The organism is Streptomyces sp. AP-93 (assembly GCF_022808175.1).
Taxonomy (GTDB): domain Bacteria; phylum Actinomycetota; class Actinomycetes; order Streptomycetales; family Streptomycetaceae; genus Streptomyces.
The window spans coordinates 115,782-135,698 of the sequence record NZ_JALGBX010000029.1 but is presented as its reverse complement, the minus strand read 5'-3'; the positions used below and the strand labels follow the sequence as shown (position 1 = coordinate 135,698).

Here is a 19,917-nt window from a genome sequence, read left to right as displayed (position 1 = left end):
CCTCCTCCGCGACGGACGGTGCTACCAAAGCGCACTCCCCGTCACAACCGCAGCTTGACAACGTTATTAGGAGGTGAGACTGCGGGCCTCGCGCACGGCCTGCGCCAGCTGGCGTACGGCCGGATCCTCGGTGCTCCCCGCCAGCCTGTCGGCGTGCCCGGCCAGGCTCCCCAGCGGGACGGCCCCCGGCACCCGCTCCCAGCCCCCGTCGCGCTCGCGCAGGGCGGAGGCGAAGTAGGCCGCCACCGCGGTGACCTGGAAGCGGGTGGACGCCCCGGTCCACACGTCGCCCGACAGGGCAGCCGCCTCGATCCGGCCGGACTCCTCGTGCGGCGCCCGGGTGCGCGGGTCCAGCCAGCGCACCGTCGCCGTCGCCAGGTGTCCGGTGGCGCCGGGGCGCAGCCGCACCGCGTACAGGGCGGTCACGGTGTGGCCGGAGCCGACCTCTCCCCCGTCCACGGTGTCGTTCCTGAAGTCGCCGTCGGCGACGCGGCGGTCGTCGTAGCCGATCAGCCGGAACCGTTCGACGGTCTGCGGATCGAAGGCCACCTGCGCCTTGGCATCGCGGGCCCGCAACTGCACCTGCGCCGGGAGGTCCTCGCAGAACACCTTGCGGGCGCCCTCCGCGTCGGAGACGTAGGTGGTGTGCCCGTCGCCCCGGTCGGCGAGCTGTTCCATGAAGGCGTCGTTGTACTCACTGCCCACGCCCACGCCGAACAGGGTGATGCCGTGCTCGGTCCGGGCTTCGCCGATCCGGTTCAGGATGGTGTCGGCGGAGGTGGCGCCGGTGTTGGCCAGGGCGTCGGAGAGCAGGACGACCCGGTTGGTGGCCCCGGGCCGCAGCGACTCGACCGCGACCTCGTACCCGCGGACGACCCCGGCCTCCACGTTGGTCGAGTCGGCGGTGCGCAGCGCGGATACGACCTCGTGGATCCGGTCGCGGTTGCCTTCGACACGGGTCATCGGCAGCCGGGTCTGCGCGCTGCCGCTGAAGGTGACGACGGCGACCGAGTCGTCTTCGCGGAGCTGGTCGGTCATCAGCTTCATGGAGCTGCGGACGAGGTCGAGGCGGCCCGGCTCGGCCATGGAACCGGAGACGTCCACGACGAAGGTGAGCGCCGCGGGTGGCCGGGCCTCCGCGCCGTCCGCCCCGCCGTTCCCGACCCGGGTGGCGAGGCCGACGCGGACCAGGGACCAGTCCGCCTCGGTGGTGCGGGCCCCGTCGACAGTGACGGAGAAGCCGTCGCCGTCGGGCTCCCGGTAGTCCTGCCGGAAGCTGTTGACGAACTCCTCGGGGCGCACGGTGGCGGGGTCGGGGAGCTTGCCGTCCGCGAGCGTGCGGCGGGCGTACCCGTAGCTGGCGGTGTCCACGTCGAGCGCGAAGGTGGAGAGGTAGTCGGCGGGCGGTGCGGTGGGGCGCCGCCCGTCGCTCTCCCCCTGCGCGCCTTCCGCGCCTTCCCCGCCTTCCCCGCCTTCCCCGCCGGGACGGGTGGCGGACGGCCGCGGCCTCGAGTCGCCGCCCTTCCACTCCCCGTCGGCGCTGCGGTTCGAACCGCCGCTTCCGCAGCCGGTCAGCAGGAGGCCGCCGGCGAGGAGCGCGGCGGTCAGTCTGCCGTAGGTTCTCCGCCGGGCCGGGCGGCCCCTGCGGGACGGGCCGGGGGTACTGGGCGTGCGGGGCACGCCGGGCGTGCGGTCCTCGTGGGTCTCCATACCGTCTCCCTCGAACGTCATCGGTGCTGAATGTGACGCCCGGGAGCGGGAGTTGGAGCAATCGAACCTGTTGCGAACAGGTATCGAAGCGACAACGGGCGGCCGGGGAGGCGCCGGAGGTGACTCGGACCGGGCCCGGCGGCCCGGACCGGGCCCGGTGGCCGGTTTATACCGTTTCTTGACAGTTTGGCGTGAATTGGAGTACGGTCGACGTGCCATGAAAGAGAAGCGCGCGTACGAGAGTCCGCTGCGTGCCGGACAACTCGAGCAGACCCGGCAGCTGATCCTCGCCGCGCTCACCGAGGCCATCGCCGACGAAAGCGTCCAGGAGCTGACCATCCCGCTCGTGGCGAAGCGCGCAGGCGTCGCCGTCCGCACCGTCTACCGGCACTTCCCCAGCAGGGAGGCGCTCTTCGCGGCCTGGAGCGGGTGGGCCCAGGAGAATCTGCACGTGCTCATGCAGTCCTACCCGGACACCTTGGACGGGCTGCGCCGCGTGGCGCCGGAGCTCTACCGCTCGTACGACGAGCACGCGCCTCTGATCCTCGCGATGCTGAACTCCAAGGCGGCCCGGCCGCTGCGGGAGCAGGGCCGCAGGCACCGGTTCCACTCGGTGGAGGCGGCGCTGGCCGAGCTCACGGCGAAGGCCGACCCGGTAGCCCGCCGCCGCGCGGTCGCCGTGGTGTACCTGCTGGTGAGCGCCCCGGCCTGGCAGGCCATGCGGCTGCAGGCCGGGCTCGACGGGGCGGAAGCCGGCACGGCCGCCGCCTGGGCGGTGCGGGTGCTCACGGACGAGCTGCGGCGAGACCCGGACGGCCCGCTACGCCACCCGGACAGATGACCGGCAAGGAGGAGAGCCATGAGCATCGCCACGGAACGCACTTTCGCTCCGCCGGGGCCGGGTACCTGGTTCCTGGACCCGACCCACTTCACCCGCCCGGTGACCAGGTTCCACGCCGAGATCTTCATCGAGGAGATGCACCGCGGCTTCGGAGAGAGCCTCCATCGGTACGGGTCGCTGCTCGAACGGCTGGACTGGGCCTTCGTCAACGGTTTCTGCTACTACCATCCCCAGCCGCTGGGAGCCCCGCCGGACGCCACGGACCACCCGCCGCGAGAGGTCTGGGAACGCCTTGCCGCCGATCATCCCGAGATCCGCACCAGGCTCGCGACCAGCGCGACCGTCTTCGAGCGCAAGCTGTGGCGCGAGGACCTGCGCCGCTGGGACGAGGAGGTCAGGCCCGGGCTACAGCGCGAGCGGCGCGAACTGCAGCAGGTCGAGCCCGGTCTCCTCGATACCGGCGGTCTGCTCGCGTACCTCGACCGGTGCCGGGAGCACCAGCGCCGAGCCGGCTACATGCACCACCTGTTCAACATGCCGGCACTGCTGCCGATGGGCGATCTGCTCGCACACTGCCAGGAATGGACCGGGCGCACCACCGGCGAGATCCTGGCCCCGCTGGCCGGATCGAGCCCCGACCCGCTGGCGGACCGGGAGGAACTGGCCGAGCTGGCCGCCGCCGTGGCAGCGGACCCCCGGGCGAGCGGACTGCTCGCCTCCACGGCGCGACCCCAGGAGCTGCTGGCGGCGCTGGGGGCCGTCGCGGGACGTACGAGTACGGCCCTCGCCGAGTACCTGGAGACGGCGGGCTGGCGCCCCGTCAATGGCGAGGACGTGGGCGATCCCTGCGTGGCGGAGTTGCCCGCCGTCGTACTCGCGGCCATTCGCTCGGCGGTCTCCTCCTCGACGGGGCCCAAGGCGGACGCCCGCGCCGACCAGCGCGCCGACGCGGCGGCCGACCTTCGCGACGCCGTGCCCGCGCCGCACCGCTCCCGCTTCGACGAGCTGCTCGCCGAAGCGCGGCTGGTCTCCCGGCTGCGCGACGAGCGCGGGTCGTGCGCGGACCTGCCGGCCATCGGCCTCACCCGGCGCGCCATCCTGGCGGCCGGCCGACGGCTCACCGGGCAGGGCCGGATCCACGCACCCGCCCACCTGGCCGAGGCGGACTACGCCGAGCTGCGCGCCCTGGTCCGTACGGGCTCCGGGCCCGACGCCGCAGAACTCGCCGCCCGGGCGCACTACCGCGACCACGCCCGGTACGCGGACGCGCCGCCGATGCTGGGTCCGCCGCCGGGCGACCCGCTGCCGCCCGATTGGCTGCCGCCCGCCGCGGCACGCCTGGAACGCGCCCTCGGGGCCGTCGTCCTTGCCATGTTCAGCAACCCGGCGGCCCGGACCGAGGGGCGGACCGTGCACGGGCTCGGCGCGAGCCCGGGCGTGTACGAGGGCACGGCGCGGGTGATCAGCGGCGTGCCCGAGTTCGACCGCATCCAGCCCGGCGACGTCCTGGTCACCGGCGCGACCACCACGGCCTTCAACATCGTCCTGCCACTGCTCGGCGCGATCGTCACCGATCGCGGCGGGGCGCTCTCCCACGCCGCCATCGTCGCCCGTGAGTTCGCCATCCCCGGCGTCGTCGGATGCACGGATGCCACGGCGGTGATACCCGACGGCGCCTGGGTGCGCGTCGACGGCCGGGCCGGAGAGGCGGCGGTGGTCCGATGACTGGTCCGCTGCGGCCGAGCACGTGGTCCGCCCCCGTGCCGCTCCGCCTGGCCACCGACGAGAGCCGATACGGCGGCAAGTCCTCGCAGCTCGCGGCCGCCGCCCGGGCGGGTCTACCGGTACCGGAAGGAATCGCCCTGGAATGGCTGTTCGTCGACGCCGTCGCAGCGGGCGACGACGAGGCGCTCGCCGCCCTGCACGTGTCGACCGCCGGCTTGCAGGGCGGCGGGCTGGCCGTGCGTTCCTCCGCGCTGGGCGAGGACTCGGCCGCGGCGAGCTTCGCCGGACAGCACCTCACCTGCCTCAACGTACGGGGTCCGGACGGGCTGACCGAGGCGGTCCGAATGGTCAGAGATTCCGCGCAGTCGGCCGCCGCGCTCGCCTACCGTGAGCGGCTCGGGCTGCCCGGCCGGCCCAGAGTGGCAGTGGTGGTACAGGAGTTGGTGGTACCCGAGTGCGCCGGAGTCCTGTTCTCCCGAGACCCTCTCGACGGCTCCGACGTGCTGGTGATCGAGGCGAGTTGGGGCCTGGGCGAAGCCGTGGTCAGCGGCCTGGTCGTACCGGATCACTACCGGGTCCGCCGCGACGGCCGGGTGATCGAGCGCAGGGCGGGCACGAAGGACCTGGCCGTGGAGCCCGCGCCGGCCGGCGGAACGAGCCAGGTCCCGGTCCCCGCCGACCGGATCCACCGACTCTGCCTCGACGGGACGCGGTTGGAGAGCCTGCGGGAACTCACCGCACGCTGCGAACAGGTCTTCGGCGGGACGCAGGACCTGGAGTGGGCCTTCGTCGCCGATCGCCTCCGTCTGCTCCAGCGCCGGCCGTTGACCGGGGCCGCGCCCCCGCACTGACCACTGCCCAGCCGCCCACCTCGGCTCGGGACGATCATGGACTGGTTGTGATCCGGCGCGTCCATGAAGTCGATCAGGTCACCGGCGGGCGCTGCCTGCCGGCCGGAGCGGACCGTCGTACCGCCGGCCCCGCGCGTGCGGGCGGTGGCAGCGGGCGGCGGACTGGGCCAGTAGAGTGATCGATCGTGGCAGCACGACCGTTGAACGAGATCGTCGAGCCGGGCTGGGCCCGGGCTCTGGAGCCGGTGGCGGCGCAGATCGCCGCGATGGGCGACTTCCTGCGCGCGGAGATCGCGGCGGGCAGGACCTACGTCCCCGCGGGCGCGAACGTGCTGCGCGCGTTCCAGCAGCCCTTCGACGAGGTGAAGGTGCTGATCGTCGGGCAGGATCCGTACCCGACGCCGGGGCACGCGATCGGCCTCTCCTTCTCGGTGGCCCCCGACGTCAGCCCGTGGCCCCCGAGCCTCGACAACATCTTCCGCGAACTGCACGCCGATCTCGGCACGGGCAAGCCCCGGAACGGGGACCTGACCCCGTGGACCCGGCAGGGCGTCCTGCTGCTGAACCGCTCGCTCACCACCGCGCCGCGCAAGCCCAACGCCCATCGCGGCAAGGGCTGGGAGGCGGTGACCGAACAGGCGATCCGCGCGCTCGCGGCCCGTGGCAAGCCCCTGGTGTCCGTGCTGTGGGGGCGCGAGGCGCGCAACCTCCGGCCGCTGCTCGGCGAGCTGCCGGCCGTGGAGTCGGTGCACCCCTCCCCGATGTCCGCGGACAACGGGTTCTTCGGGTCCAGGCCGTTCAGCAGGACGAACGACCTGCTGGTCCGCCAGGGCGTGCAGCCCGTGGACTGGCGGCTTCCCTCCGCGGGGTGACCGGAGAGCTGAACTGTATCTGACATTCCGCGGATAAATACGGACAGATGCCGCCGGAGAAGGCCCTGCCCGAACACCCGGTTTCGATAAACCAGTAGCATGCGGCGCCATGAGCTCCCCCACTGGGCCCGCACATGGCCTGCCCGTACGAATGCCGCGCCCCCGCCAGACCGGACGGCACCGCCGGCCCGAGCCCGCGGTGGCGCCCGAGGGCGCGCCCGCGCTGGTGCTCGCCGTGCCCGGTGCCCCTTCAACCGCCTCTCGGGTGGTCGCGGAAGAGATCATCAGCATCGGCCGCTCCGAGCTGCCGGGCCTGGACGCCCGGGTCGGTTTCCTCGACGGTGACGACGCGACCGAGTTCCCGTCCCTGTCGGGCGTGCTGACCGCGGTCGCCCGCGACCGCGCCGCGCGCGCGGAGTCCGCCCGCGCCGCCGGGCAGGAAGTGCCCGCGCCGACCGGCCCGGACGCCGTGGTCGTGCCCCTGCTGGCCGGCCCCGACGGGGGTCTGCTGCGCCGCATGCGCCAGGCCCTGATGGACTCCTCGGCCGCCGCCGAGCTCGCCGACCCGCTGGGCCCGCACCCCCTGCTCGCCGAGGGGCTGCACGTGCGGCTGTCCGAGGCCGGGCTCGCCCGTGCCGACCGGGCCAGGCTCTTCAGCGTGACCACGGCCGCCGACGGCATCGTCCTGGCCACCACCGGCGGCGAGGAGGCCGTGCAGGCCGCGGGCATCACCGGCATGCTGCTGGCCGCCCGTCTCGCCGTGCCGGTGATGGCCGCCGCGCTGGACGAGGAGGGTTCGGTGGCCGCCATCGCCGACCAGCTCCGCCGCGAGGGTTCGACGCAGCTCGCGCTGGCCCCGTACCTGATCGGCCCGGAGGCCGCCGGGGGACTCCTCGACACCGCCTGCAAGGAGGCCGGCTGCAGCGCCGCCGACGTGCTCGGCGCGTACCCCGCGCTCGGCAAGCTGGCCGTCGCGCAGTACTCCGCCGCCCTCGGCATCACCCAGGGCGCCGCCGCCCACTGACCCCCGCTCATGCCGTACGCACGAGGGCCCGCGCTCCGGACTGTTCTGAATCGAACGAGCCGGGGCGCGGGCCCTCGTACGTACGGCCGTCCCGTACCGGCCGCTGCCGGCCGGGGCCTCAGCCGAAGACCACGCAGGTGGCGGCGGGTACGGCCACCGAGCCGGCTCGGTGCGGCTCGCCGGTCAGGGGGTCCACGTCGAACCAGGTGACGTCGCCGGAGCGCTCGTTGGCCGCGTACAGCCGGCGCCCCGACGGGTCGGCGGCGAGATCGCGAGGCCAACTGCCCCCGCACGGCACGGTGCCCGTGAGCAGCGGCTTCTCCGCGCCGCCGGCGAGGGAGAGGGTGGCGATGGTGTCGGCTCCGCGGACGGCCGCCCAGACGAAACGGCCGTCGGCGGAGGCCACGACCGCCGAGGGGTAGGCCGCTGGGGCCCCTGGAGCGCCCGTGGAGGCGACCGGAACCTCGGCGACCGGTTCCAGCTCACCCGACTCCCCGTTCCAGCGGCAGACGGTCAGCTGCGGCTCCAGCTCGTGCAGTACGTAGACCACCTCGCCGGAGGGGTGGAAGGCGAGGTGCCGGGGGCCGGTCCCGGCGCGCAGCGCGGTCTCGGCGTGGAGGGCCGGGGCTCCGGTGGCCGGGTCGAGCGCGCAGACCCGTACCGAGTCGGTGCCGAGGTCGACGCTGAGCACCCAGCGACCGCCGGGGGCGGGCAGCACCTGGTGGGCGTGCGGGCCCCGTTGCCGGCCGGAGTCGGGGCCGGAGCCCTGGTGGGCCAGTACGGCGGCGGGCTCGCCGATCGAGCCGTCGGCGGCGAGCGGGAGGCTGCTGACGCTGCCCGAGGTGTAGTTGGCGGTCAGCAGCCGGCGGCCGGCCACGCTGAGATGGGTGGGGCCGGAGCCGCCGACGCGGACGACCCCGCCGAGGGGGACGAGCCCCGCGGCGGTGGTCCGGAACGCGCCCACGGCGCCCTCTTCGGCCTCGCTCACGGCGTACAGCACGCCGGTGGCGGGTTCGTGGGCCAGGTACGAGGGGTCCGCGACGGCCTCCGTGGCCGAGAGCGGGGTCAGCGCTCCGGTGGCCGGATCCACGGCCGCGGTGGTGACACCGCGGCCGCCCCCCGAGGTGAACGAGCCGATCCAGGCCAGGTGTCCGCCGCCGTGGGCCGTACGGTCCGTACCGCCCACACCACTGTCCGCGTCGCCCACGGGAGGCCCCTCTCCGCCGTTCCGGATCCGTTCGTGAGCGACGGTAACAGAAGGTCTAGACCAAGTCCCGCCCCTGGGCCCGTTCCTGGGCGCCGGGATGGTGGACGTAGGCGGTCGAGCTCGGCCGGTCCTCGTACGTGCGGTGGAAGACCGGGGTCGCCGACCCGGAGATGGGCGGCACGATCCAGGACCAGTCCGCGCCCACGTCACGGCCCTTGCGCTCCTCCTTCTCCAGGTGGGTCAGGAAGCGCCGGGACTCCGTGTGGTGGTCGGCGATGGTGACCTTGGCCCGGTCGAAGGAGTGCAGCACCGCCCGGTTGAGCTCGACGAGCGCGCGGTCCTTCCAGAGGGACCGGTCGCTGGCGGTGTCGAGGCCCATGCGGCGGGCGACCGCGGGCAGCAGGTTGTAGCGGTCGGTGTCGGCGAGGTTCCTGGCGCCGATCTCGGTGCCCATGTACCAGCCGTTGAAGGGCGCCGCCGGGTAGTGGATGCCGCCGATCTCCAGGCACATGTTGGAGATCGCGGGTACGGCGTGCCAGCGCAGGCCCCAGTCCGACCAGCCGTCACCGCCCGCCGCTCCGTCGGGGTGCTCGATGGGCACCTCCAGCACCGCGTCCGGGGGGACGTCGAACCAGCGCGGTTTGTCGTCGACCCCCTGCACGACCAGCGGAAGGAGGTCGAAGGGAGTGCCGGGGCCGCGGGACCAGCCCAGCGCGAGCAACGCGCTCGTGAGCTCGGCGTTGCGGGCGTCGCCGACGGTTATCGAGGGGTGGTCGCCGTAGCCGGCGTACCGGACCAGCTGCTCGCTCCAGATGACCGGGCCGGGACGGTCCGGGGTGTCGGGGGCGAAGACCGTGATGGTGGGCCGGACCCGGCCGCCGTTGGTGGCCTCGCGCAGGTGCTCGAAGCACTCCTCCGCGATCCCGTCGGCGTCGGTGAGCCCACGGCGGTCGCGGACGCGCAGCGAGTTCCAGTACAGCCTGCCTATGCAGCGGTTGCTGTTGCGCCACGCGACGCGGGCGCCGTGCTCCAGTTCCTCGGGAGTGTGCCGGTACGTGTCCGTCTCGGCGAGCTCGGCCCGTACGGCGGCGAGCCGCTCGCGCGGATCACCCGCGTCCGGATTCTCCCTGTGGAACAGTCGGATGAACTCCTCGGCCGCTTCCCACACCTGAGCGGTGCCGGCGCGCTGTTGAAGTATTTCCATTCCGGGCGGTTACCCCCTGTCCGACCAGGTCCACCCCGCGCGCCGTGAAGCGGCGCCATGCCGGATGAATGTGCAATGAACAATCACCCGTTGTACACGCCGCAGGTCAGCGCCATGCGGAAGGCGCGCCCGGAACACTCCTCCGTGTGATCTTCATCGATCGGCCTGCGGACGGGACATGGGGGGACGTACCATCCGCGACAGTCAGGCCCCCACGAGCGGGGGGCGTGCCGCACTGCGCAGCGGTCCGTCGAGCTGCGCGAGGAGCCGCTCCAGACCGTGCAGATGTGCCAGCGCGGGCTCCGACGCGGCCCGCGCGGGGTTCAGGGCCGCGGCGGCCGACCGGTGCTCCGCCTCCGTGGCGCGTTCCGTTTCCGGCGTCAGCAGCGCTTCTACGGCAGCCTCCACGCGCCAGCACGCCGCCGCGAGCCGGGCGTCGTGGCTCGCGTCCGGGTCCGCCGCCACGGAGACCAGACCACGGACTTCCACGGCGCACTCGTCGAGCAGCGCGAGCACCCGGCGGGCCCTGGCCTTGCGGCCGCGGTAGGGGCTCAGCGGGTGGACGAGAGGAGCCAGGGAGAGCCGTACCCGGCCCAGGAACAGCTCCAGCTCCGCGGCGTGCGGCGCGGGGTCGGCGACCGGGGAGCCGGCGAGCCGCGCCGCGGCCTCGGCCGTGCAGGTGCGGACGCAGCGCAGCGCGCGCTGGATCCACATGTCGTTGGTCGCGTGCGTGGTCACCGGGAGCACCAGGATCACGGCCAGCCCGGCGCACACCGCGCCGACGGCCGTCTGCTCCAGGCGCAGGACGAGCAGACCGGGATCGAGTACGCCCAGCAGTCCGTAGAGCAGGCCGGCCATCACCGTGACGGCCAGCATCATCCAGCTGTAGGACACGGCGGCGGTGTAGAAGATCCCGAAGACGCAGAGAGCCACCAGGACGGCCGTGGGCGCCGGCGCCCCGTTCAGTGGGATGGCTATCAGCAGGCCCGCGCCGATCCCGAACACCGTGCCGAGGACCCGGCGGAAGCCTCGGACGAGGGTCTCGCCGCGCGAGGCGGTGTTGACGAAGATCCACCAGGCGGTGCCGACCGCCCAGTACCAGCGGTCCTGCGACAGGGTCTGGCCGATGCCCAGCGCGACCGCGCAGGCAGCGGTGGCCTGGAAGGCCTGGCGGGTGGTCGGGCGGGCCAGCCCGGTCCCGGGCGGCGCGGGCACTGCGGCGGCGGGCGGCACGTGCCGCTCGATCGGCCACAGCACGAACCGCACGGCTCCGGCCGACAGGAGGGCCAGTGCGACGGCCGCGTAGAGCTCCGGCAGCTGCCCGGGCCGGGCGTGCAGGAACTGCGTGACGAAGAAGTTCATGAAGGCGAAGATCCCGAGGGCGTGGCCGCGCGCCCCCCACCTGCGGGCGTAGACGCCGGCGAAGACCACGGCGACGAACACCGCGTCACGGGCGAGCGGTACGCCGTGCAGGGTGGTGGCCAGGGCCAGCACGGGGAATCCGGCGGCGGGCAGCAGGGCGGTGGTCACCCGCTGGGCGCGCACCGTCGAGTCGGTCACGGTGAACAGGGCGAGCAGGGCCGCCAGTCCCCCGGTGATCGACGCGACGAGGGAGAGCCCGCACAGCTCGGCCACGGCCACGGCGAGAGCGACGCCGATGACGGCCCGCGCGGCGTTCCTGAGTCTTGCGCGCCCCGGATCCGGAGCCACGAACATCCTCTTCACGGCGGTGTGCCCGCCCCCCTTGCGATGGAGCACGCCGGACCCGTATCCGCCCGGGGGTGGTGGGCGGCACACGGGCACGGCGAAGGCGCCACGGTCCGGAGCGGCTTCGTTGCCGTCCGGCGCTGCGTGGCGCCGTAGATACATGGATACGACACAGATAAGCATCCACAGGGGCAATGGCTCAACTCGGCCCGCCCTGACTGGGCCATTGGCACAGCCCGGAGCGGTGATCTTCGGCCACGGGAAGGCCAACGGACCGGGCGGCGGGTCAGTCCCCGGAGACGTGCTCGGTCGGGACGCACAGGACCGGGACCGGGGAGAGGTGCAGGAGCTTGTGCGGGGTGGATCCGAGCAGGGCGCCCCGGATCGGGCTGTCGCCCCAGCTCCCCACGATGATCACCCGGGCGTCGTACCGTTCGGCGGCGTCGAGCAGTGCCTGGGCCGGTTTCGCGTCGGCCACCTCGACCGTGGACGGCACTCCCGCCTCGTCGGCGGCCTCCACCGCCCGCGCGAGCGCGCTGCGGCCGGCCTCCAGGACGGCCTCCCGGTGTGCGCGGTACTCCTCGCCGGTGGGGCCCGGGGCGGCCGCCCCGTACACGAGGACGAGCGGCTCGCCGAAGGCGGTGGCCACCTCCAGGGCCACCCGCAGGGCGCGCTCGGCGCCGGGCGACTCGTCGTACCCGAGGACGACGGACATCGGGGCTCCTCTCGGCCGGCATGCGGTCGGTGCTGCGGGACGGGCTGAATGCGGCGTTCAGGGATTCGGTACTTCAGGGCTTCGGTACTTCAGGGCTTCGGGGCTTCCTGGCCGCGTGGACGAGGGCCGGGTCGGCGACGCCGCGCCGCTCCTGCCAGAAGCGGCCGTCCCTGATCCGCCAGAAGCACATGACGAGCACGCCGACGACGGCGATGCCGATCCCGATGACCAGCGGCGGGCCGAGGCCGAGCCAGGAGACGCCGCTCGCCGAGTTCTCCGGGTCGGACATGTCGTCGACCGACTGCACGAGCAGCCAGGCCAGCAGCCCGGCGCCGAGCACCGGGCCGAGGCCGATCAGCAGGAAGTTGTGCACGCTCTCCAGCAGGTGGCGCCGGTAGTAGACGGCGCAGGCCAGGCCGGTGAGGGCGTAGTAGAAGGAGATCAGCAGGGAGAGGGCGGTCAGGGAGTCCAGGAGGGCGTTCTCGCTGATCTGGTTGACGGCGAGGTACCAGGCGATGGCGATGCCGGCCACCCACCAGGTGCTGACGTCCGGGGTCCGGAAGCGGGGGTGGATGTGCGAGAGGTTCGGCGGCAGCGCGTGCCGGCGGGCCATGGACAGGGCGGTGCGGGAGGCCGGGATGATCGTGGTCTGGGTGGAGGCGAGCGCGGAGGTGCAGACGGCGAGCAGCACGACCCAGTCCCAGCCGCCCATGACCTCGTGCGCGAGGACCGCGAAGACGGCCTCCTCCTCGGCGGCGTTCTCGGCGAGGAACTGCGTCCCGGCGTAGCCGACGACCGCGAAGCCGACGGACAGGTACGTCACCAGCAGGACCACGGTGGACCAGATGCCGGCCTTGCCCGGTGCGGTGGCCGAGTTCTCGACCTCCTCGGTGAGGTTGACCGCCGACTCCCAGCCCCAGTAGATGAACACGCCCAGCAGCAGGCCGCCGGTGAGGGCGGCGCCGCCGGCTCCGAAGGGGTTGAGCCACTCGAGCGCGGGTCTGGTGCCGTCGAGGCTGCTGGTGCCGGCGTAGACGCGGTAGAGGGCGACCACGGCGAAGACCAGCAGGAAGAAGACCTGAGCGAGGATCAGGACGTCCTGGAGCCGGGCCGACATCTCGGTACCGATGACGCAGACCGCGGTCATGGCCAGGATCACGACGACGGTCAGGGTCTGGCGCAGTGCCTCGTTCGCCGCCCAGCTGTCGAGTCCGGCGGCGAGCAGTCCGAAGTGCACGGCGACGTCGGCCAGCGAGCCGATGACGAGGACGCCGGTCATCGCGATGGCCCAGCCGCCGAGCCAGCCCGCCCAGGGGCCCATCGCGCGCGTCACCCACGAGAAGGTGGTCCCGCAGTCCTGGTCGACCTTGTTGAGGTAGTAGAAGGCGGCGGCGATCAGCAGCATCGGGACGAAGGAGGCCAGCATGACGCCGGGCGCGTAGATGCCGGCGAGCGCGACGATCGGCCCGATGACCGCGGCCAGGGAGTAGGCGGGCGAGGTCGAGTTCAGGCCGATGACGAGGGCGTCGAGGAAGCCGATGGCATTGGCCTTGAGTCCCGGTTCCGCGTCGGCGGGGTCCGTGACGGCCCTCGCTCCCGGTTCCGGCGCCGGAACCGGTTCCGGGGGCTCAGGGGGCATGCCGTCCGAGCCATGGTGGGCCATGTACGCATCGTCACGCAGACGGGGCCGGCGCGCGAGGCGGGGGCGTCGCGCGAGCGTCAGGGGCGGGTGTTCCACCCCGCGACGACGGGCAGGCCGTGCTCCGTGGACAGCATGCTGAAGGTGCCCGTACGGAGCAGGAAGAGGCGTCCGGCCTCGGGCGGCAGACCGAGGTAGCGGGCGGTCAGCACCCGCAGCAGGTGCGCGTGGGCCACCAGGACGACGTTGCCGCCGTCCGCGCGCAGTACCTCGGCCGCCCGGGCGAGCACCCGGTCCGCGCGGGCGCCGACCTGGGCGGCGTTCTCGCCGGGGTGCTCCTCGTCGCCGGGCGGTACCCCGTCGGTCCACAGGGACCAGTCGGGGCGCTCGCGCAGGATCTCGGCGGTGGTGATGCCCTCGTAGCCGCCGTAGTCCCACTCGTACAGGTCGGGGTCGGCCGCGGCGCCGGTCAGGCCGGCGAGCTCGGCGGTGGCGGCGGCCCTGCGCAGGGGGCTGGTCAGGACCAGGGCGGGGCTGCGGTCGCGGAAGTACGGGAAGAGCGAGATGGCCTCCTCGACCCCGCGCGCGGTCAGCGGGACGTCGGTGCGGCCCGTGTGCCGTCCGGTCGCGCTCCAGGCGGTCTCGCCGTGCCTCACCAGCAGCAGATCGCTCACTCTTCGGACCCTAGTGCCTGCGCCATCGGGGCGCAGTCCCTGAGGGGCCGCGGCGCCGTGGTGCGTCCACTTTGCGCCCGCTGTGCGCCCGTCGGAATCGATGCGCAAGCGGTGCAACTCGGCCCGCGGGGCCGTGCTCGCGAGGCTCGGGGCATGGACGACCAGGACGGCGCCCGGCTGGCGGCAGGTTTCGCGGCGGGCGACGAGGACTGCGCGACGGTGGTCTACCGGCGCTGGCGGCCGCTGGTGCACGCGCTGGCCTCCCGCTCGCTCGGCGACGAGCGGGAGGCCGAGGACGTGACCCAGCAGGTCTTCCTCGCCGCGTGGCGCGGCCGCGGCGGGTACCGGCCCGGGCCGGGCGGCCTCGGGGCCTGACTGACCGGCATCACCCGGCACGAGGTGGCCGACGCGCTGGAGGCCCGCACCCGGCGGGCCCGGGTGGTCCAGGCCGCCGCGCGCGTCTGCGCGCAGGGCCGGCCGGAACCGGAGCCGGGGCCGGAGCGGGCCGTGGAACGGGTGTTGCTGCTCGGCGAGTTGGCGCGGCTGCCGTCGGCGCAGCAGCAGGCGCTGCGGCTTGCCTTCTACGCGGACCTGACGCAGTCGCAGATCGCGGACCGCACCGGGCTCCCGCTCGGCACCGTCAAGAGCCACATGCGGCGGGCGCTGCACGTCCTGCGGCATTCCCTGGAGCCGGAGCCCGGAGTGCCACAACCGATTCGATGACGGCCAGCCCCGAGCGGAGTCCGAACAGCCGCTCGGTGCGGGTGGGTTGGGCTGCCGCCCCGGCGCCCCAGCCGGGGCCGGCGAGCAGCAGCGCCGAGTGGCCGCGGGCGCCGCGCAGGCCCCACTCGATGCCCGCCACCGCCCTCGCCGGCGCGGCGTCCGCGGTCGTACGGGACTGCGCCCACAGGACGACGGCCCGCGGGCCCGTCCGCCGGACGGCCTCGCACAGGGCGTCGGCGGGCAGGGCCGCTCCGAACATCCGCACCGGCAGGGCCCGTTCGCCGAGGGCGGCGGCCAGCGCTTCCATCTGGACGCTGTGCTGTTCCCCGGGCGCGCAGACCAGGAGCACGGGCGGGGCCGGGAACGGCTCCGGGGCGGGCCGCCGGATCCGGTGCAGGGCCGGCTCCGGTGCAGGGCCGCGGAGACGTACCAGGACAGCAGGTGTTCGACCTCGACGTAACGCTCCCCGGCCGAGGCGGACCCGCTGTCAGGCGGCCGGCACCCGCTGCCGGCGGTCCTGGCGGTGGTGTGGGGCCTGCGGCCGGCCGGGCACATCGCGTGGCGCGGCCGGGGGCACGGCGAGGACCCGCGGTACGAGCGGATGCCCGCCAGGGCTCCGGGCAACCGGACCTGGTACGCGCTGCGCACGGTCTACCTGCTCCAGGCGGGCCTGGTCTGGCTGGTCTCGCTGCCCGTGCAGGCGGCGGCGTACGCGACCGGGCGCCCCGGGGCCCTGGCCGTGGCGGGCGCGGCGCTGTGGCTGTGCGGGCTGCTCTTCGAGGCGGTCGGCGACCACCAGCCGGCCCGGTTCAAGGCCGATCCCGCGAACCGGGGACGGATCATGGACCGGGGCCTGTGGTCCTGCACCCGGCACCCGGCACCCGAACAACTTCGGCGACTTCTGCGTGTGGTGGGGGCTGTCGCTGACCGCCTGGACCTCGGCGGAGCAGTGGCGGTGTCGGTGGTCTCCCCGCTCGTGATGTCGTACCTGCTGATCGGCGGCAGCGGGAAACGGCTGCTGGAGCGGCACATGGCGGACCGCCCCGGCTACGCCGCGTACCGGGCCCGCACCAGCGGCTTCCTTCCCCGGCCGCCCGGCGACCGCGGCGCCACCGCAGGTCACAGGGGGTTTGATCCAGGACGCATGGTGACGGATGGTGACGCATTGGTACAGTCGCGGCATGGCGGTGGACGAGCTCGACACACGGATCCTGCGCCTGCTGATCGAGCAGCCGCGCACCAGCATCCGGGAGTACGCCCGGATCCTCGGCGTCGCGCGCGGCACCCTCCAGGCCCGGCTGGACCGGCTGGAGCGCACCGGGGTGATCACCGGGACCGGGCCCGTGCTCTCCCCCGCCGCGCTCGGGCATCCCGTCCTGGCCTTCGTGCACATCGAGGTAACCCAGGGGCACCTGGACGAGGTCGGCGACGCGCTGGCCTCCGTACCGGAGATCATCGAGGCCTTCTCCATCACCGGCGGCGGGGACCTGCTGACCCGGGTGGCCGCGCGGGACAACGCGCATCTCGAGGACGTCATCCAGCGGCTGATCCGGCTGCCCGGCGTGGTGCGCACCCGGACGGAGGTCGCGCTGCGCGAGCGGGTGCCGCACCGGCTCCTCCCGCTGGTCGAGTCCGTGGGACGGGCGGCACGCAAACCCTGACAAGATGGTCGGGACAGGCATGAGACAGGCACCGGCAGGACCGGCACCGGCAGGACGGGCACTACGGATGATCTCCGTCATATTCGATCTCGACGGCACCCTCGTGGACAGCGAGCCGAACTACTACGAGTCGGGGCGGCGCACGCTGGAGCGCCACGGGGTCCCCGGTTTCACCTGGGAGCAGCACTCCCGGTACATCGGCATCGGCACCCTGGAAACCCTGGAGATCCTCCGCGACGAGTACGGGATCGCGGCCCCGGTGGACCAACTGCTCGCCGAGCAGAACGCCGCCTACCTGAAGCTCGCCCGGACCCACACCGAGGCCTATCCCGAGATGCGCGCGTTCGTGCGGCGGCTGCACTCGGACGGCGTCCCGATGGCGGTGGCCTCCGGTTCCTCGCGCGAGGCGATCGACGCGGTCCTGGCGGGCACCGGGCTGGACGCGCTGCTGACCACGGTGGTCTCCGCCGAGGAAGTCGCGCAGGGCAAGCCCGCCCCGGACGTGTTCCTGGAGGCGGCGCGCCGGCTGGGCGCGGACCCCGCCGAATGTGTGGTCGTCGAGGACGCGGCGCCGGGCGCCCTGGCCGCGCACGCGGCGGGCATGCGGTGCATGGCGGTCCCGTACGTGGCGGCCACCGCCGACGACCCGGCCTTCGCGGCGGCCGGGCTCCTCTTCCCCTCCGGGCAGAGGGAGTTCAGCGCGGAGAGCGCCTACACCTGGCTCACCGCCGCGCAAGCGGCCTGAGCCGTCCGGACGCGCGGGGTTCGGCGCTTCTGCGGCCACCCGGCGTTCCACGGATGCTCTGGCATCCTGGGGGCGGCGCTGTCACCATGCCCGGGTGACCGCCACCCTGCTGCCCCCGGGCTCCGAGCGCGGACCGCGCCGCTGGCCCCTGGTGGGGAACCTCCCCGCCTTCGCCCGCGATCCGCTGGCCTTCTTCGAGTCGCTGCGCGACGAGTACGGGGACTGGGTGCCCTGGGCGCTCGGCCCGCAGCGCAACATCCTGGTCTCGCGGCCGGAACACGCCGGTGAACTGCTCGGCGCCGTGGAGTCCACCTTCAGTCCGACCGAACTGGGCTGGGCCTTCCGTCAGTTGCTCGGCAACGGGGTGGTCGTGGCCACCGGCGAGGACTGGCGGCGCAAGCGCGCACTGGTCCAGCCCTCGGTGCGCCCGCGCCAAGTGCGCGCGTACGCGGGCACGATGGTGGAGTGCGCCGACGCGCTGGTCTGCGGCTGGGGCGACGGCGCGCGGATCGACGTGCACCGGGAGATGGCCGGGCTCACCCAACGGATCGCGGTGCGCACCCTGTTCGGGAGCGACGCCGCCGGCCGGGAGGCGCCGATCAGCGCGGCCATGGCCACCGCGCAGCGCGAACTCGGCGCCGAGTTCCGGGGCGTGACGATGTTCCTGCCGCCGTGGGTGCAGACTCCGGGGAGGCGCCGGATGCGGGCGGCCGTGGACGTCCTCGACCGCGAGATCGAGCACGTCATCCGGGAGCACGAGGCGGCCTCGGCGGCCGGCGAGGAGCGGGACGACCTGCTGAGCAGGCTCCTCTCCGCCCGCGACGAGGACGGCGGGCCGCTGTCGCGCACGGAGCTGCGGGACGAGTCGATCACCCTGTACATCGGCGGCCACGAGACCACGTCCACCACCCTGACCTGGGCCTGGCAACTGCTCTCGGGGGCACCGGAGGCACGGGAACGGCTGACGGAGGAGCTGGACCGGGTGCTCGGCGGCCGGCTGCCGGCGTACGAGGACTACGCGCGGCTGCCCTGGACCCAGCAGGTGGTCAAGGAAGCGCTGCGGATCTACCCGCCGATCTGGCTGATCTCCGCGGTGGCGAGGGAGGGCGCCACCCTCGGCGGGCGTCCGGTCCCGGCCGGCCTGTCGGTGTGGACCAGCCCGTGGTCCATGCACCGGGACGAGCGCTGGTTCCCGGAGCCGGAGGCCTTCCGCCCCGAACGGTGGGATGCGGACGCAGCTCACCAGATCCCGGAACACGCCTGGTTCCCCTTCGGCGGCGGCCCGCGCGCCTGCCTGGGTGCCCGCTTCGCCCTGGTCGAGGCCGCCCTCGTACTGGCCGTCATCGCCCAGCGCTTCCACCTGGACAGCGGCCCGACCCGCGCGAGGGTCCTCCCGGGCCTCACCCTCCAGCCCAGGGACCCGGTCCTGGCCACCCTCCGCGCGCACCGCCCCTGACGGATCGCGTCCCGACGGGGGACCGGCGGGCTCCGGGAAGATCTCGGCGCCGCTCCCAGTTAGTAGAACCGTGAACGAATTCGCGGTGCAGGACGTGGACGTGGTGGTCGTGGGCGCGGGGCAGGCCGGCCTGTCCGGCGCCTACCACCTGGCGCGGGCGGGCATCGGCCACGTGGTCCTGGACCACGCGCCGCGCCCGGGCGGCGCCTGGCAGTTCCGCTGGCCCTCGCTCACCTACGGCAAGGTCCACGGCATGCACGCGCTGCCCGGGATGGAACTCACCGGCGCCGATCCGCTGCGCCCGTCCTCCGAGGTGATCGCGGAGTACTTCGCCGCCTACGAGGACCACTTCGACCTGCGCGTACGCCGCCCCGTGGACGTCACCGCCGTACGCGACGGGGCGGACCGCCGGCTGCTGGTGGAATCCGGATCCGGCACCTGGTCGGCGCGGGCGCTGATCAACGCCACCGGGACCTGGGACCGGCCGTTCTGGCCGCGCTACCCCGGGCAGGAGCTCTTCCGGGGCCGCCAGCTGCACACGGCGAACTACCCGGGGCCGGCGGAGTTCGCCGGAGCCCGGGTCATCGTGGTGGGCGGCGGCACCTCGGCGGTGCAGCACCTGCTGGAGATCGCCGAGGTGGCGGCGGAGACCACCTGGGTCACCCGCCGGCCCCCGGTGTTCCGCGACGGGAGCTTCGGCGAGGCACAGGGCCGCGCGGCGGTGGCCCTGGTGGAGGAACGGGTACGGCAGGGACTGCCGCCCCGGAGCGTGGTCAGCGTCACCGGGCTACCGCTGAACGAGGCCGTCCGGGGCGGGCTGGAGTCGGGAGTCCTGGACCGCCGACCGATGTTCGACCACCTCACCAGGAGCGGGGCCGCCTGGGCGGACGGCACCCGGGTCGAAGCGGACGTGATCCTGTGGGCCACCGGCTTCCGCCCGGTCATCGACCACCTGGCTCCGCTGCGCCTGCGCGAGCCGGGTGGCGGCATCCGGCTCGACGGCACCCGCGCGGTCCGCGACGAGCGGATCCACTTGGTCGGCTACGGTCCTTCGGCGTCGACCATCGGCGCCAACCGCGCCGGCGGCGCCGCGGTCCGCGAGATCCACCGCCTGCTCACCCGCGCCCGGACCGGCATCCGCTAGGCCGGCCCTTCGCGGAGTG

The 19,917-nt window shown here is 73.9% G+C and carries 19 protein-coding genes and 1 pseudogene; 12 read left to right on the top strand and 8 right to left on the bottom strand.

All coding sequences use genetic code 11. The features are described from left to right. Positions 1-66: 66 nt before the first annotated feature. On the bottom strand, positions 67-1,710 hold the full coding sequence (locus MTF69_RS35990; protein ID WP_243340583.1) for a von Willebrand factor type A domain-containing protein: 1,644 nt from the start codon (positions 1,708-1,710) through the stop codon (positions 67-69). A gap of 217 nt (positions 1,711-1,927) precedes the next feature. Between MTF69_RS35990 and MTF69_RS35985 the strand changes: the two genes are divergently transcribed. The 5 genes from MTF69_RS35985 to MTF69_RS35965 all read left to right on the top strand — a co-directional run bounded on the left by MTF69_RS35985 (position 1,928) and on the right by MTF69_RS35965 (position 7,023). Continuing rightward, positions 1,928-2,551 carry a TetR/AcrR family transcriptional regulator gene (locus MTF69_RS35985; RefSeq protein ID WP_243340582.1) on the top strand — a complete coding sequence of 208 codons (624 nt, stop codon included), beginning with the start codon at positions 1,928-1,930 and terminating at the stop codon, positions 2,549-2,551. Positions 2,552-2,569: 18 nt separating this feature from the next. After that, positions 2,570-4,276, top strand: coding sequence for a PEP-utilizing enzyme (locus MTF69_RS35980; RefSeq protein ID WP_243340581.1), 1,707 nt, complete (start codon positions 2,570-2,572; stop codon positions 4,274-4,276). Then, positions 4,273-5,127, top strand: coding sequence for a PEP/pyruvate-binding domain-containing protein (locus tag MTF69_RS35975; protein ID WP_243340580.1), 855 nt, complete (start codon positions 4,273-4,275; stop codon positions 5,125-5,127). The genes MTF69_RS35980 and MTF69_RS35975 overlap by 4 nt, the downstream gene beginning before the upstream one ends. Positions 5,128-5,312: 185 nt before the next feature. Beyond that, positions 5,313-5,999 carry a uracil-DNA glycosylase gene (locus MTF69_RS35970; protein ID WP_243340579.1) on the top strand — a complete coding sequence of 229 codons (687 nt, stop codon included), beginning with the start codon at positions 5,313-5,315 and terminating at the stop codon, positions 5,997-5,999. A 109-nt stretch (positions 6,000-6,108) separates the two neighbouring features. After that, on the top strand, positions 6,109-7,023 hold the full coding sequence (locus MTF69_RS35965; RefSeq protein WP_243340578.1) for a sirohydrochlorin chelatase: 915 nt from the start codon (positions 6,109-6,111) through the stop codon (positions 7,021-7,023). A 118-nt stretch (positions 7,024-7,141) separates the two neighbouring features. Here the strand turns inward: MTF69_RS35965 and MTF69_RS35960 are convergent, their stop codons facing one another. The 6 genes from MTF69_RS35960 to MTF69_RS35935 form a co-directional block, all read right to left on the bottom strand. Beyond that, a complete protein-coding gene (locus MTF69_RS35960) occupies positions 7,142-8,209 on the bottom strand; it encodes a lactonase family protein (protein WP_243340592.1) in 1,068 nt (355 codons plus the stop codon). A 76-nt stretch (positions 8,210-8,285) separates the two neighbouring features. Then, positions 8,286-9,434, bottom strand: a complete 1,149-nt coding sequence (locus tag MTF69_RS35955) for a nitric oxide synthase oxygenase (RefSeq protein ID WP_243340577.1) — start codon at positions 9,432-9,434, stop codon at positions 8,286-8,288. A gap of 204 nt (positions 9,435-9,638) precedes the next feature. Beyond that, entirely contained in the window at positions 9,639-11,150 is a 1,512-nt protein-coding gene (locus MTF69_RS35950; RefSeq protein ID WP_243340591.1) for an FUSC family protein, read from the bottom strand. A gap of 277 nt (positions 11,151-11,427) precedes the next feature. Next, the gene (locus MTF69_RS35945; protein WP_243340576.1) at positions 11,428-11,856 is read right to left on the bottom strand and encodes a universal stress protein; all 429 of its coding nucleotides are present in this window, start codon (positions 11,854-11,856) and stop codon (positions 11,428-11,430) included. Positions 11,857-11,929: 73 nt separating this feature from the next. Then, on the bottom strand, positions 11,930-13,519 hold the full coding sequence (locus tag MTF69_RS35940) for an APC family permease (RefSeq protein ID WP_243340575.1): 1,590 nt from the start codon (positions 13,517-13,519) through the stop codon (positions 11,930-11,932). Positions 13,520-13,575: 56 nt separating this feature from the next. Beyond that, positions 13,576-14,169: a histidine phosphatase family protein gene (locus tag MTF69_RS35935; protein ID WP_243340574.1), complete on the bottom strand. Its 594-nt coding sequence runs from the start codon at positions 14,167-14,169 to the stop codon at positions 13,576-13,578. 153 nt (positions 14,170-14,322) lie between these two features. Between MTF69_RS35935 and MTF69_RS43910 the strand changes: the two genes are divergently transcribed. Then, positions 14,323-14,544 (top strand): sigma factor, encoded by a 222-nt coding sequence (locus MTF69_RS43910; RefSeq protein ID WP_374325010.1) that lies wholly within the window; start codon positions 14,323-14,325, stop codon positions 14,542-14,544. Positions 14,545-14,568: 24 nt separating this feature from the next. Further along, a complete protein-coding gene (locus MTF69_RS43905) occupies positions 14,569-14,892 on the top strand; it encodes an RNA polymerase sigma factor (protein WP_374325007.1) in 324 nt (107 codons plus the stop codon). Here MTF69_RS43905 and MTF69_RS35925 read toward each other — a convergent pair. Next, positions 14,810-15,199, bottom strand: coding sequence for a hypothetical protein (locus MTF69_RS35925; protein WP_374325004.1), 390 nt, complete (start codon positions 15,197-15,199; stop codon positions 14,810-14,812). The two genes, MTF69_RS43905 and MTF69_RS35925, sit on opposite strands and share 83 nt — an antisense overlap. 189 nt (positions 15,200-15,388) lie before the next feature. Between MTF69_RS35925 and MTF69_RS35920 the strand changes: the two are divergent. The 5 genes and pseudogenes from MTF69_RS35920 to MTF69_RS35900 all read left to right on the top strand — a co-directional run. Continuing rightward, a pseudogene (locus MTF69_RS35920) lies at positions 15,389-15,988 on the top strand (DUF1295 domain-containing protein); the annotation flags it as partial. Positions 15,989-16,073: 85 nt separating this feature from the next. Beyond that, positions 16,074-16,553 (top strand): Lrp/AsnC family transcriptional regulator, encoded by a 480-nt coding sequence (locus tag MTF69_RS35915; RefSeq protein ID WP_243340573.1) that lies wholly within the window; start codon positions 16,074-16,076, stop codon positions 16,551-16,553. Between the two features lie 67 nt (positions 16,554-16,620). Further along, positions 16,621-17,298, top strand: coding sequence for an HAD family phosphatase (locus MTF69_RS35910; protein ID WP_243340572.1), 678 nt, complete (start codon positions 16,621-16,623; stop codon positions 17,296-17,298). Positions 17,299-17,392: 94 nt separating this feature from the next. Continuing rightward, a complete protein-coding gene (locus MTF69_RS35905) occupies positions 17,393-18,754 on the top strand; it encodes a cytochrome P450 (RefSeq protein ID WP_243340571.1) in 1,362 nt (453 codons plus the stop codon). Between the two features lie 70 nt (positions 18,755-18,824). Then, on the top strand, positions 18,825-19,898 hold the full coding sequence (locus tag MTF69_RS35900) for an NAD(P)-binding domain-containing protein (RefSeq protein ID WP_243340570.1): 1,074 nt from the start codon (positions 18,825-18,827) through the stop codon (positions 19,896-19,898). Positions 19,899-19,917 lie beyond the last annotated feature (19 nt).

Bases quoted from the DNA above. Each gene is read 5' to 3' on its own strand.
- MTF69_RS35950 (WP_243340591.1), bottom strand. From the start codon at position 11,150: ATGTTCGTGGCTCCGGATCCGGGGCGCGCAAGACTCAGGAACGCCGCG.
- MTF69_RS35985 (WP_243340582.1), top strand. From the start codon at position 1,928: ATGAAAGAGAAGCGCGCGTACGAGAGTCCGCTGCGTGCCGGACAACTC.
- MTF69_RS35925 (WP_374325004.1), bottom strand. From the start codon at position 15,199: ATGGAAGCGCTGGCCGCCGCCCTCGGCGAACGGGCCCTGCCGGTGCGG.
- MTF69_RS35915 (WP_243340573.1), top strand. From the start codon at position 16,074: ATGGCGGTGGACGAGCTCGACACACGGATCCTGCGCCTGCTGATCGAG.
- MTF69_RS35940 (WP_243340575.1), bottom strand. From the start codon at position 13,519: ATGGCCCACCATGGCTCGGACGGCATGCCCCCTGAGCCCCCGGAACCG.
- MTF69_RS35990 (WP_243340583.1), bottom strand. From the start codon at position 1,710: ATGGAGACCCACGAGGACCGCACGCCCGGCGTGCCCCGCACGCCCAGT.
- MTF69_RS35965 (WP_243340578.1), top strand. From the start codon at position 6,109: ATGAGCTCCCCCACTGGGCCCGCACATGGCCTGCCCGTACGAATGCCG.
- MTF69_RS43910 (WP_374325010.1), top strand. From the start codon at position 14,323: ATGGACGACCAGGACGGCGCCCGGCTGGCGGCAGGTTTCGCGGCGGGC.
- MTF69_RS35955 (WP_243340577.1), bottom strand. From the start codon at position 9,434: ATGGAAATACTTCAACAGCGCGCCGGCACCGCTCAGGTGTGGGAAGCG.
- MTF69_RS35910 (WP_243340572.1), top strand. From the start codon at position 16,621: ATGATCTCCGTCATATTCGATCTCGACGGCACCCTCGTGGACAGCGAG.
- MTF69_RS35980 (WP_243340581.1), top strand. From the start codon at position 2,570: ATGAGCATCGCCACGGAACGCACTTTCGCTCCGCCGGGGCCGGGTACC.
- MTF69_RS35945 (WP_243340576.1), bottom strand. From the start codon at position 11,856: ATGTCCGTCGTCCTCGGGTACGACGAGTCGCCCGGCGCCGAGCGCGCC.
- MTF69_RS35975 (WP_243340580.1), top strand. From the start codon at position 4,273: ATGACTGGTCCGCTGCGGCCGAGCACGTGGTCCGCCCCCGTGCCGCTC.